Annotated in this window: 12 protein-coding genes and 1 riboswitch; of the genes, 6 read left to right on the top strand and 6 right to left on the bottom strand. The window is 64.3% G+C overall.

Annotated elements, in window-relative coordinates:
• Positions 1-5: 5 nt before the first annotated feature.
• On the top strand, positions 6-797 hold the full coding sequence (locus tag AC3WJM_RS08945) for a DeoR/GlpR family DNA-binding transcription regulator (RefSeq protein ID WP_059387875.1): 792 nt from the start codon (positions 6-8) through the stop codon (positions 795-797).
• A gap of 16 nt (positions 798-813) precedes the next feature.
• On the opposite strand, the gene AC3WJM_RS08940 is transcribed toward AC3WJM_RS08945, so the two are convergent.
• Positions 814-1,494: a histidine phosphatase family protein gene (locus AC3WJM_RS08940; RefSeq protein WP_059387874.1), complete on the bottom strand. Its 681-nt coding sequence runs from the start codon at positions 1,492-1,494 to the stop codon at positions 814-816.
• Between the two features lie 100 nt (positions 1,495-1,594).
• Here AC3WJM_RS08940 and AC3WJM_RS08935 point away from each other — a divergent pair, with 100 nt between their 5' ends.
• The gene (locus AC3WJM_RS08935; protein WP_284989751.1) at positions 1,595-2,359 is read left to right on the top strand and encodes a CPBP family intramembrane glutamic endopeptidase; all 765 of its coding nucleotides are present in this window, start codon (positions 1,595-1,597) and stop codon (positions 2,357-2,359) included.
• A 100-nt stretch (positions 2,360-2,459) separates the two neighbouring features.
• Here AC3WJM_RS08935 and AC3WJM_RS08930 read toward each other — a convergent pair whose 3' ends face one another.
• The gene (locus AC3WJM_RS08930) at positions 2,460-3,098 is read right to left on the bottom strand and encodes a VOC family protein (protein WP_028266517.1); all 639 of its coding nucleotides are present in this window, start codon (positions 3,096-3,098) and stop codon (positions 2,460-2,462) included.
• A 246-nt stretch (positions 3,099-3,344) separates the two neighbouring features.
• Here AC3WJM_RS08930 and AC3WJM_RS08925 point away from each other — a divergent pair, with 246 nt between their 5' ends.
• Complete coding sequence (locus AC3WJM_RS08925) at positions 3,345-4,661, top strand: bifunctional o-acetylhomoserine/o-acetylserine sulfhydrylase (RefSeq protein WP_492271683.1); 1,317 nt, start codon at positions 3,345-3,347, stop codon at positions 4,659-4,661.
• 60 nt (positions 4,662-4,721) lie between these two features.
• On the opposite strand, the gene AC3WJM_RS08920 is transcribed toward AC3WJM_RS08925, so the two are convergent.
• Positions 4,722-7,079: a S8 family peptidase gene (locus AC3WJM_RS08920; protein ID WP_492271682.1), complete on the bottom strand. Its 2,358-nt coding sequence runs from the start codon at positions 7,077-7,079 to the stop codon at positions 4,722-4,724.
• A gap of 215 nt (positions 7,080-7,294) precedes the next feature.
• A riboswitch (SAM riboswitch) is annotated at positions 7,295-7,410 on the top strand.
• A 13-nt stretch (positions 7,411-7,423) separates the two neighbouring features.
• Here AC3WJM_RS08920 and metX point away from each other — a divergent pair.
• The gene (gene metX / locus AC3WJM_RS08915) at positions 7,424-8,545 is read left to right on the top strand and encodes a homoserine O-acetyltransferase MetX (protein WP_284989748.1); all 1,122 of its coding nucleotides are present in this window, start codon (positions 7,424-7,426) and stop codon (positions 8,543-8,545) included.
• A 1-nt stretch (position 8,546) separates the two neighbouring features.
• On the opposite strand, the gene AC3WJM_RS08910 is transcribed toward metX, so the two are convergent.
• Positions 8,547-8,939, bottom strand: a complete 393-nt coding sequence (locus AC3WJM_RS08910; protein ID WP_306961359.1) for a hypothetical protein — start codon at positions 8,937-8,939, stop codon at positions 8,547-8,549.
• Positions 8,940-9,004: 65 nt separating this feature from the next.
• Positions 9,005-9,847, bottom strand: a complete 843-nt coding sequence (locus AC3WJM_RS08905) for an SGNH/GDSL hydrolase family protein (protein ID WP_306961361.1) — start codon at positions 9,845-9,847, stop codon at positions 9,005-9,007.
• A gap of 69 nt (positions 9,848-9,916) precedes the next feature.
• Between AC3WJM_RS08905 and AC3WJM_RS08900 the strand changes: the two genes are divergently transcribed.
• Positions 9,917-10,564 carry an alpha/beta hydrolase gene (locus tag AC3WJM_RS08900; RefSeq protein WP_492271681.1) on the top strand — a complete coding sequence of 216 codons (648 nt, stop codon included), beginning with the start codon at positions 9,917-9,919 and terminating at the stop codon, positions 10,562-10,564.
• Between the two features lie 65 nt (positions 10,565-10,629).
• Here AC3WJM_RS08900 and AC3WJM_RS08895 read toward each other — a convergent pair whose 3' ends face one another.
• Complete coding sequence (locus tag AC3WJM_RS08895; protein ID WP_059387868.1) at positions 10,630-10,860, bottom strand: RNA-binding S4 domain-containing protein; 231 nt, start codon at positions 10,858-10,860, stop codon at positions 10,630-10,632.
• Positions 10,861-10,893: 33 nt separating this feature from the next.
• Here AC3WJM_RS08895 and AC3WJM_RS08890 point away from each other — a divergent pair, with 33 nt between their 5' ends.
• Positions 10,894-11,946 (top strand): DMT family transporter, encoded by a 1,053-nt coding sequence (locus tag AC3WJM_RS08890; RefSeq protein ID WP_492271680.1) that lies wholly within the window; start codon positions 10,894-10,896, stop codon positions 11,944-11,946.
• The last annotated feature ends 55 nt before the right edge of the window (positions 11,947-12,001 follow it).

Here is a 12,001-nt window from a genome sequence, read left to right as displayed (position 1 = left end):
TCGTGATGACCCGCAACGATCGACTGACAGCCATCCTTGATCTCCTCGCCGAGTCAGGGCATGTTGAGGTCGAGGATATCGTGACCCGCTTGGCCGTCTCGCCGGCGACGGCCCGCCGTGACCTGGACAGCCTCGCCAAGCAGCGGCTCCTGAGCCGAACCCGCGGGGGTGCGACCACGGGATCCGTGGCGTACGAACTTCCGGGGCGCTACAACAGGGATGACCACGCCGAGGCCAAGCAGCAGATTGCCTTGGCCGCTTCGGAGCTCATCATGCCCGGGGCCGTGATCGGACTCAGCGGAGGCACCACCAACACGGCTTTGGCCCAGGTGCTTTCTACCCGCGAAGACCTGAACGCGCCCTCCAACCGGCCCATGCTGACGGTGGTCACCAACGCCATCAACATCGCAGCCCAGCTTGCCGTGCGCCCCAACATCAAGATCATGGTCACCGGCGGCATCCTGAACCCGCGTTCCTACGAACTTGTGGGGCCCTACACCGATGTCATCATGCAGAAGGTTGCCTTGGACATCGCCTTCATCGGGGTCAACGGCGTCGATCCCAAGATCGGGCCCACCATCACCGACGAAGGAGAAGCGATGGTGAACACCGTCATGGCCCGGCGTGCCACCGACTCCTATGTCCTGGCCGACTCCACGAAGATCGGCAAGCGTGCCTTCGCGGCAATGGCAGGGTACGACTTCCGGCGGCTCATCACCGATTCGGGCATCACGGCAGAAGACAAGGCTGCGTTTGAAGCAAGCGGCACCGAAGTGATCGTGGCCAAGGACGACTAGCTTCGATAAGTGCCCGTCAGAAGACCATCGGGGGAGCGTTCAGCACGGTTTCATCGGTGCTGCGCTGCACCCACTGGCTGAACGGCGTGTCCAGATCGTACTTGTCCTGGTCGTTGCGGATCAGTGTCCGTAGCTCCGCGTTGCCCGGGTTGTTGAGCGATTCGAAGTACTCCACCGACCAGTGGAACCACCGCATGCAGAAGAGCCGCATGGTGAGGCCATGGGTCACCAGCAGGGTGTTGGGCGCGTAGTCGGGTTTTTCCCAATGCCGGTACAGGGTTTCCATGAAGGACGAAATCCGGTCGTACACATCGGAGCCTGATTCGCCCTCGCGGAACCGGTAGAAGAAATGCCCGTAGAGGTTGCGGAGCTCCTTCTGGTCCCCGATGTCTCCGGCGATCTGGAAGTTGGCCCAGTCCTGTTCACGCAGCCGGGGCTCCTCGATGACTCTTTCCGTGAGGCTGCCCAGATTCAGTGCCTCAAGGGTCTGGTAGGCCCGAAGGTACGGAGAGACGTAAACGCATACGGGTTCGCCGTCGAGCTTCCTGCGCAGCGCCTCACCCGCAGCCCGTGCCTGCTCTACGCCAAGCTCCGTCAACGGGATGCGGTAATCGGGCACACGGTTGTAGATGGAAGTGTCGGCGTTGGCGGCGGACTGGCCGTGCCGGATCATGAAGATTCGTGCTGGCGCGCTCATCCCACCAAGCATAGGCTCAGGAGTGGCCCGGCCCGCGCAGGCGGACACTGGTGGACCCGCCTCAGGGGAAACCTCAGGCAAATGAAGGCAAGATAGGAGCATGCTCCTAGCCTCAACGCGCCGGTTGCGCGCCGAAGTACTGATCGTCCTTGGCCTGTCCCTGGGCCAATCGGCCGTGTACTCCGTGGTGCAGTTGTTGGACAAGATGACCCAAGGGCCTTTGGCCCATGCGACGTCCACGCTCAACCGCTCGCAGAGCACGCGCGAGTACTTCGATCTCACCTACCAGCTGCTGGACATCGCGTTCGCCCTGGTCCCGGTGGTGTTGGTGTTCTACTTCCTGTCCTTGCACCGCCAAACCGCGGAGAGTCCCTCGGGCTTCACCCGGCTGGGCTTCAACTTCGCCCGCCCGGGCCGTGACGCGTTGCAAGGACTGGGCCTCGCCGCGCTGATCGGGATCCCGTCGCTGGGCCTCTACGCGGCCGGCCGCGCCCTCGGGATTACGACGGCGATCATCCCCAGCGGCCTGGACTCCTACTGGTGGACAGTGCCCGTCCTGGTCCTCTCCGCGGTGCGGCACGCGGTCGTCGAAGAAGTCATCGTGGTGGGCTACCTTCTGGACCGGTTCGGGAAGTTCGGGTGGAGCACCACGCTGGCGATCGTGCTCAGCGCGCTCCTTCGCGGCAGCTACCACCTGTACCAAGGCTTCGGGCCCTTCATCGGCAATGCCGTCATGGGCCTCGTGTTCGGCTGGATCTACACCAAGACCAAGAGGGTCATGCCGCTGGTGGTGGCCCATGCTCTCCTGGACATCGTGGCGTTCGTCGGCTTCAGCGTCTTCGGCAAGGCAATCGGGCTGGGCTGAAGCGCGTTAAAAGGTTTCGGCCGCCACTGCGGGGTGACGTCATTGGCACCCGCATATGGCGGCCGAAGTTTTTCCCGGGCACTCCTGGCCCGATGGTCCGTCAGATGGTGACGGCTCCGTTGGCGGTTTCGAACGTTACCGACATGATTCCCGGCGTTCCGTGCGGAGCCATCCATTGGACTGCAACGTCCTCGAGAGGCTTCTCCACGGGTTCCCCTAGCCACTCGGTGACACGCTCCGCGGAGCCGGCGATGGTGAGGCTGGACATCTTGACGTCGCTTGGGTAGACGAGGGACGGGTGAAGTGCAGGGTCGCCCTCCCACCGCAGCAAGTAGGGAACCTGGGGATCGGCGATGAGCCCCAGGATGCCGATTTGCGACCAGACGAGTTCGCGGCCGTCCGGGAACTTGCGGTTGCCAGGAACGGCGGCGCGTCCAAGCCGCTGTTCGAACGGGCTCAGGTCGTCCACAGCGACGCACCAGCCCATCCAACCACCTCCCGCGGCGGAGCGTGCACGGACGGCTTGTCCAAAAGGTGCCTTGTCGGATGCCGGGTGGTCAAGGACCTCGACAACTTCCAGGTATTTGTGGTCAGCAAGGGGAATGATCATGTTCCGGGTACCGAAGCGCGGGTGCACTCCGCCCCGGACTGCGTCCACTCCCAATGCTGCGGAAATCCGCTCGGTGGTGGCCAAAAGGCCATCTCGTTCACAAGCGTAAGAGACGTGATCCATGCGCATGGCTTCATCTTGGCACTTTGTGATGGAGCTCTCAGCTAAGTCAAGCCTAACCAAGGTGGGATGTATCGAAAAGGCAGCTCAGAGTCACTTCAGGACGCGCCGGGACCGAAAACTACTGTGTTCGTCACAAAGCTTCCGGAGCCCGCAACACCATCCCTAGACTGGCGGCAACCGAACGCCGGCAGGCTGAATACTTCGGCCCGGCAAGCTGAAGCACGGCAAGAGCCCAGACAACCAGGAGTCCGCATGTCCCAAGGATGGTCATTCGAAACGCGCCAGATCCACGCCGGCCAGGAGCCGGACTCCGCCACCGGAGCCCGGGCACTCCCCATCTACCAGACCACCTCGTTCGTGTTTCCCAGCGCGGAAAGCGCTGCCAACCGCTTTGCGCTCGCCGAGCTGGCGCCCATCTACACCCGGATCGGCAACCCCACGCAGGATGCTGTGGAACAGCGCATTGCGAGCCTGGAAGGCGGCGTGGCCGCGCTCCTGCTGAGCTCCGGCCAGGCCGCGGAAACGTTCGCCATCCTCAACGTCGCCGAGGCCGGTGACCACGTGGTGGCCAGCCCGAGCCTCTACGGCGGCACCTACAACCTGCTGGCGCATACGCTGAAGAAATTCGGAATCTCGGTGACCTTCGTCGAGGACCCGGACAACCTCGACCACTGGCGCGAGGCCGTGCAGCCAAACACCAAGCTGTTCTTCGCGGAAGTCGTCTCCAACCCCCGCCAGGACGTTTTGGACATCGAAGGCGTCTCCCGCGCCGCGCACGAGGCTGGAGTCCCGCTCGTCGTGGACAACACCCTCGCCACGCCCTACCTGATCCGGCCCATCGAGTGGGGCGCTGACATCGTGGTGCATTCGGCCACCAAATACCTGGGCGGGCACGGATCCGCCATTGCCGGTGTCATCGTGGACTCCGGCAACTTCGATTTCGGCAAGGACCCCGAGCGGTTCCCCAACTTCAACACCCCGGACCCGAGCTACAACGGCCTGGTCTATGCCCGCGACCTCGGCAAGGACGGTGCCCTCGGCGCGAACCTCTCCTACATCCTCAAGGCCCGGGTCCAGCTTTTGCGCGACCTCGGCTCGGCAGTTTCACCGTTCAACGCTTTCCTGATCTCCCAAGGAATCGAAACCCTCAGCCTGCGGGTGGAACGCCACGTGGACAACGCCACCAAAGTGGCGCAATGGCTCGAAGGGCGCGACGACGTCGAATCGGTCGCGTATGCGGGGCTGCCATCCAGCCCGTGGTTCGAACGAGGACGGAAGTACGGGCCACGGGGAACCGGCGCCGTGGTGTCCTTCACCATCCGGGGCGGGATCGACGCCGGCAAGCGCTTCGTGGACGCCCTGGAGCTGCATTCCCATGTGGCAAACATCGGCGACGTCCGTTCCCTGGTCATCCACCCCGCGTCCACGACGCACAGCCAGCTGACGCCTGAACAGCAGGCCGTGGCCGGCGTGAGCCCGGGACTGGTGCGGCTGTCCGTCGGGATCGAGCACATCGACGACATCCTCGCGGACCTCGAGTCAGGATTCCGGGCGGCCAAGGGCAGCTAGGCCAGCCGCCGGTTCGTTCCGTGATGGGTCGCCCACTCCGGTGGGCGCCCCATCTCGCGGTTAGCCCGCGATGTAGTACCCGGAAGTGTCGGCTATGAGCTGCACTGTGCCGTTGGAGTTGTTGGTGAAGGAAATCGTACCGTCCGGAGCAACGGGCGTAATGGCGAAGTTCGGGATGATCTGTCCCGTCGCGTAGTTCACGTTCGAGGTGCTCGGCTGCGGGCTTCCTCCGGCGTAGGCGGTGATGAACCCGAACGACGTCGGGTTGGCCACGGTGATGTTCATCGCGACAGCGGAAACACCGGACGCTGGAATGCCACCCTGTCCCGCGACCTTGACGTTGATGGTCTGTCCGGGGGCAACAGGTCCGTTGATCCCGCCGGTGCCGTTACGGGTATCCAATTGGCGGAACGGGGCCTGCGCGGAAAACGCCCCGGCGGTTGACGGTGTGCCCGCAAGGTAATAGCCCGAGGTATCGGCGATGATCTGGACGGTTCCGCCGGAGGTGTTCGTGAATGAAATCGTCCCGTCGGGAGCGACCGGCGTAATGGCGAAATTCGGAACGATCTGTCCCGCCGCGTAATTCACGTTCGAGGCGTTCGGACGCGGAGTCCCGCCTGCGTAAGCGGTGATGAAGCCGAACGACGAGGGATTGGCCACCGTGATGTTCATCGCGACGGCGGAAACACCGGAAGAGGGAATACCGCCGCGGCCTGTGACTTTGACGTTGATGGTCTGTCCGGGGGTAACGGGTCCGCCGACGCCGCCGGTGCCGTCACGGGTATCCAGCTGCCGGAACGGGGCCTGGGCGGAGAACGTCCCGGGAGCGGGCGACGCGCCAGGCGTGAGGGAGTAACCGGTGATGTCGGCGATGAGCTGGACCGTGCCGTTGGAGCTGTTCGTGAAGGAAATCGTGCCATCGGACCCCACCGGCGTGATCGCGAAATTCGGGACGATCTGCCCTGGGGCAAAATTCAGGTTCGAGGTCGCCGGACGATTTGTTCCGCCGGCGTACGCGGTGATGAAGCCGTTCGACGTCGGGTTGGCCACCGTGATGTTCATTGCGACAGCGGAAACTCCGGTCGCCGGGAGGCCGCCGCGTCCCGCAACCTTGACGCTGATCGTCTGTCCGGGGGCGACCGGCCCGTTGACGCCACCGGTCCCGTCCCGCGTGTCAAGCTGCCTGCAGGGGGTTGTAGCCGCAAATCCGCCCAACGGGTCTTGCGACGGCGAAAAGAGCGACGGGCTGACGTACAGCAGCCGGTTAGGCATGCAGTTTCCGGTCGACTGGACTATTCCGGCTGTTGCGCCGACGGTCAACGTTGCCGAGACCTGCGCGGGGCTCCACGAGGGATGCATGGCGAGGAGCATCGCGGCCGCTCCTGCCGCATGCGGAGAGGCCATCGAGGTTCCGTTCAGGACAGCCGTTGCGGTATTTGACGTCTGCCAATCCGAGGTGATCTGGACTCCTGGTGCGTACAGGTCGACGCAGGGACCGTAGTTGGAGAACGATGCCTGCCGGTCGAAGCTGTCGCTCGCGGCCACCGTGATCGCGGCAGGCACTCGGCTGGGGGACAGCGTGCACGCGTCCGTGCTGGAATTGCCGGCCGCCAAGGTGACGGTAATGCCGTTATTGATCGCGCCCTGGACAGCGTCGTCCAGGCTCTGGTTCGCAGGTCCGGAGAGGCTGAGGTTGGCGACGGCGGGTTGGCCGGGCTGGTGCTGCTGGACCATCCAATCGAGGCCGGCTATGACGTCGGAGGAGTATCCCGTACCGTCGCAACCAAGGACCCGCACCGGCACGATGGTTGCCGACTTGGCCATGCCGTAGGTGCTGCCGGCCGTGATGCCTGCTACGTGCGTCCCGTGGCCGGCGTCGGGCATTGCCGGATCGGTGCAGGGGGCATTGGCGGGCTGCCCCGAGAAGGCACTCCACCCCGCGGTCACCCGACCGCCGAAGTCCACATGGGTGCCAAGCACCCCGTTGTCCACAATGTAGACCTGAACCCCGGCGCCGCTCGAAGGCGGGGTGTAGCTCCCGGACAAAGGGAGGGTGCGCTGATCGGTCCGGTCGAGGTTCCAGGGTGCCGGCGCTTGGGTGTCCGAAATCCGAACCGGTGTGTCCCGCTCGACCGATGCCACGTGGCTCGACTTCGCCAACGCAGCGGCCTTCGCTGGCGTCGCCGTGACGACCGCGGCCTTCACGGCATGCGTGAACGTTTTGTCCACCGAGACTCCCTGCGAGCGCAGCTCCGCGGTCTTCCCGTCAACGTCGGTGCCTTCGGCGTAGTGGACCACGTATCTGTCTTCGCGTGCTGCCGGAGTCGTGTCGGCGTGCGCCGGCAGCGGCACTCCCACGGTGAAACCTGATACCAGCAAGAACAGGGCTATTGGAACGACGCCGGATGGCTTTTTCACGAGCTTCAATCTTCCTGTGACGCACAGTGGCGGCGGAGACATCCGAAGGATGCAGACTGCTGCGCCCAATTCTATCTCCAGTCACACAGGCATCACCCGTCTCTTCAATTTCAGACATCCACAACCCCGGCTTCGTGAACAAAACGCGGCCAAGTGTCACAAAGCTGTCATAATCTTCGTCAGAAGGGGTCCGGTTTTCCTAGACTCTTCCCATAGGTCATGAGTGCCAGCGACAGCCCCGGCTTGCTGGCCGGCAACCCTCCTTTCGCGGCGGGGTGCCCCGGGTGAAGACCTGGCCCTTCGCTGTGTTGGCGGCGGGCAAGCGCGATGTGAGGTGTCGACGAATGACAATTGCTGCAACAGCCATACCCCTTTCAGGTACCCAGGACGGAACCCTCAAGTATGTTTCCGTAGGAGGGCTCGAACTGGAGGCCGGGGGTTTCCTCCCTGAGGTCGTCCTTGCGTACGAGACCTGGGGCCGGCTCAACGCCGACGCTTCCAACGCCGTCCTCGTGGAGCATGCACTGACCGGCAGCACCCATGTGGCCCGTGGCGAGAGCGACGAAGAAGGCTGGTGGGAGCAACTCGTTGGTCCCGGCGCCACCATCGACACGGACCGCTACTTCGTGGTCTCCGTCAACATCGTGGGAGGCTGCTACGGCAGCACCGGGCCGTCGTCGAGCGCTCCTGACGGCAAGCCGTGGGGCTCCCGCTTCCCGCTTGTGACCTTGCGGGACAGCACTGTAGCCGAAGCCCGGCTGGCCGACGCCTTGGGGATCCACAGCTGGCACACCGTGGTGGGCGGGTCCATGGGCGGTGCCCGCGCACTGGAATGGGCCGTCAGCTATCCGGACCGCGTCAAGCGATGTGCCGTGATTTCGATCGGGGCGTACAGCACTGCCGAACAGATTGCGTTCGCGCAGGCCCAGACGCTCGCCATCCGGCAGGACGCCGACTTCAAGGGCGGCGACTACTATGGCCAGGCCGCGCCCGAGGCGGGGCTGGCCCTCGCCCGGCGGATCGCCCACATCACCTACCGTTCGGCGGATGAACTGGACTTCCGCTTCGGCAGGAACGCCCAAGGCGGCGAGGCGCCCCTGCAGGCTGCGGCCTTAGGGGACCGGGGCCGCTACCAGGTGGAGAGCTACCTCGACCACCAGGGACGAAAGCTGGTCCAGCGCTTCGACGCCAACAGCTACATCGCCATCACCGAGGCGCTCATGAGCCACGACATCACTCGCGGCCGGGGCTCGTTGGAGGACGCGTTGTCCGTGGCCACGGCGAAGTTCTTCGTTGCCTCGGTGGACTCGGACCGGCTCTATTTCCCGGAACAATCGCACGAGCTGGCCAAGGCCTTGCCCGGAGAAGTCCCCGTTCATGTGATCGAGGCGCCCATCGGGCACGACGGTTTCCTCACCGAGATCGGCCAGCTCGGCCCCCAGCTGCGGGAGGCGTTCTTCGGCTGAATCAGCCGTTCATGATCTCCTGGCGGAGCTTCATGTAGTCCTCCATGGCAATTTTCCCGTCGCTGTACTCCTGGTCGAGTTCGGCCAGTTTCCGTGCCCGGTAGCCTTGCGGCGCGCTGTCCGGCTGGGGCGCGCTGTTCGCTTGCGGAGTAGCCGACGACGGCGGAGCGGCCTGAGGTGCGGGCATTCCCACCGGGGGTTGCGGCTCAGCCGGGAAGATGACCGGGGGTTGCTCCGGGTATCCGACGGGGTAGTGCTGTGGAGGATAGGGCTGCCCGGGGTAATCCTGCGGAGGGAAGTCCCGGAGCCTGCGCTGGCGCGATCGGTTGTACATGCGGATCCCCATGGGAATCAGCCAAGAGCAGACGATGATCCAGAAGATCACATTGTTCACGGTGGAGGGCCTCCCTAGTCTTTCACCAGCTTAGCCCCGCTCCCTGTGACCCACACGGCTCCGGTTCAGCTCCGGGGCAGGATGGTGTCGGCAGGACCGAAGACGGGTCCCGGCGTCGGGCGTTTCGGCAGGATGCCGTCGCCGGAGGAGCGGTGCCGGATCCGGCGGATGACCCACGGGACAAAATACTCCCGGGCCCATACGAGGTCGCCCGAGCGGGCCTCGCGCCAGCTGCGCTGGGGGAGCGGCTTGGGGAACAGCGGCTCGAGGTTGTGGGGCACATTGAGTGAATCGAGGACCATCGCCGCGATGGTGTGATGGCCGAGCGGCGAGAAGTGCAGGCGGTCTTCGTCCCACATCTGGGAGTTGGAGAGTTGCCGCAGGGACCACATATCGGCGATCACGGCATCGTGGCGGGCGGCCACCGTGCGGAGGTTTTCGTTGTAGATGGCCACTTTGCCGCGGATCCGGCCGAGGACCGATGACGCGGTGTCCGGACCGTTGAAGAGAACCACGGTGGCGCCGTCGGAACTCAGGGTCTGCACTGCGGCATCGAGTTTCTCGGCCAAGGCGTCGGGATCGCCGCCGGGACGGATGAGGTCGTTGCCGCCTGCGGAGATGCTCACGAGGTCCGGCTTGAGGTCCATGCACGGGCCAAGTTGTTCGTCGAGGATCTGCTGGAGCAACCGCCCGCGGATGGCCAGGTTGGCGTAGGCGAAATCCCGGTGTCCCCGGCTCAGTTCCTCGGCTACGCGGTCGGCCCAGCCGCGATGTCCCCCGGGGTTGTTGGGCTCGGGGTCGCCGATCCCTTCGGTAAAGGAATCACCCAATGCCACATAGCGGGTCCACGGATGAATCCTTTCGTCCGGCTTTGGTCCCACCGTGGGATCAATGTCACTCACGTCCATATCCTGCCTCTTGCTGCAACGCCACGCGCCCGTAGCTTGTTACTCATGGGTAACTGCAAGAATAGTCCCATGAGTCAAGCTTCCGCCTTTCCTGCCCCGGTCGTTTTGTGGTCCCACGAAGAGGAGGAGCGGGCTGGCAAGCCATTGCTGGTTCTGTTGCACGGTTACGGGTCCAACGAGCAGGACCTCTTCAGCCTTGCAGGCTTGTTGCCCCAGGACTTCGTCGTCGCTTCGCTCCGTGCGCCGATCGCGACGGGCCCGGGCTTCACGTGGTTCCCGCTCACGGCGTCCATCGACTATTCCCTCGATGCCGTCAAGGACGCCGCGGAGTATGTATTTTCCTGGTTGGACTCCTTCAAGTCCCACCACAGCTCGGTGACGCTTCTCGGGTTTTCCATGGGCATGGCCATGGCCACCTCGCTGTTGCGGCAGCGCCCGGCGGACTTTGCCGCCGTCGTCGGGCTTTCAGGCTTCGCCGTCGACGCCGATGCGGACCCCGCATTCCGCGACGCCGAACTGGACGGTTCCGTGCCGCTCTTCTGGGGACGGGACCAGCAGGATCCTGTTATCACCCCGGACAAGATCGAATACACCATGGACTGGGTCCGAAAGCACACAGACCTCACCAAGGTGCTCTACACAGGCATGTGGCACGGCATCAACCAGCAGGAAATCGGCCACGTTGGCGAATTCCTGGAGCACAAGGTCCTCTCGTAGCAACGCGGGGTCACTTACGGCCCATTCCGAGGTACGTTATAGGCCGTAAGTGACCCCGCGTTGCCCTAGGAAGCGGCCGCGATCCGCACCGTCTGTCCGTTGACGGTCACCGTATCGCCGACATGGAGTTGGCGGCCGCGCCGATCGTCGATCTCGCCGTTGACTTTGACCAGGCCGTTCTTGATGAGTTCCGTGGCTTCCACGCCGTCCTCCACCAGGTTGGCGAGCTTCAGGAGCTGGCCGAGTCGGATCATGTCGTCGCGGATGGGGATTTCTTCGATTTCCGGGTTGCTCATACAAGCAATGATGCCTGAAGTAAGGTGGTGAAAATGCCGCAATCGTCCCGTCCCGCCATCCGAAGCACCTCCCGTCCGTTGCTCACCGGCCTGCTTCTCGCGGTGGCCAACGGTACGCTGCTTCCGGTCCAAGGCCGGATCAACAGTGCGCTGGGGGCAAAGCTCGACGACGGCGTGGCGGCCGCCGTCGTCAGCTTCACTACCGGGCTGGTACTGATCGCCGTGATCGGCCTTGCGCTGCCGAAAGGCCGCGCTGGTTTGCGCCGGATAGTGCCTGCCGTCAAGGAGCGCAGCTTTCCGCGGTTCTATGTGGTGGCTGGCGGGATCGGCGCCCTCTACGTGATTGCCCAATCGTTCACCATTGGCCTTCTTGGAGTCGCGTTGTTCACGGTAGCCGTGATCACAGGGCAGACCATGAGCGGCCTGTTCGTGGACCGGCTCGGCATCGGTCCCGGCGGGAAACGCTCGATCACGGGGGTCAGGATTTTGGGAAGCATCCTGACGATCGCCGCCGTCGCCTGGGCCGTGTCGCCGCGCCTCGGGGCTGCGGCCGACGTCGGGTCCTTGCTGTTCCCGATCCTGTTGCCAGTCGTGGCGGGTTGCCTCATGAGTTTCCAACAAGCCATGAACGGGACTGCCACGGTGCACTACGGCAGCCCCATCGCCGCGACGCTGGTGAATTTCGTGGCCGGAACGGTCATTCTCTGGATCGCCTGGCTCATCAAGGTGTCGTTGCTTGGTCCCGGGCACGCCCTTCCTGCTGAGTGGTGGTATTACGTGGGCGGCCCGATGGGGTGCGTCTTTATCGGCCTGGCTGCTTTGTTGGTCCGCAGCCTCGGTGTTTTGGTGACGGGGCTGGGGATGATTGCCGGGCAGCTGCTCGGATCCCTCGCGCTTGACCTGGTCCTGCCGGCTCCGGGAACCGTGGTGGCTTTCCCCACGATCCTTGGCACCTTGCTGACCCTGTTCGCCATCATCGTTGCCACGCTGCCTTGGCCGAAGGGCGCGCTCTCTCCCCGCCGTCCCGCCAAGCGCCATTCGGGCCAGTCCCTGAGGCAGGACAGCGGCCAAAGGCCGGTAGGCTAGGACACGCAGCTTCCTGCACAGCATTACCTTCGCGCACAACCACGGACCGCACCCA

The organism is Arthrobacter sp. FW306-1B-G06A, assembly GCF_058781765.1.
Note: the sequence above shows the minus strand (reverse complement) of the source record. Positions and strands in the feature narration are given on the sequence as shown.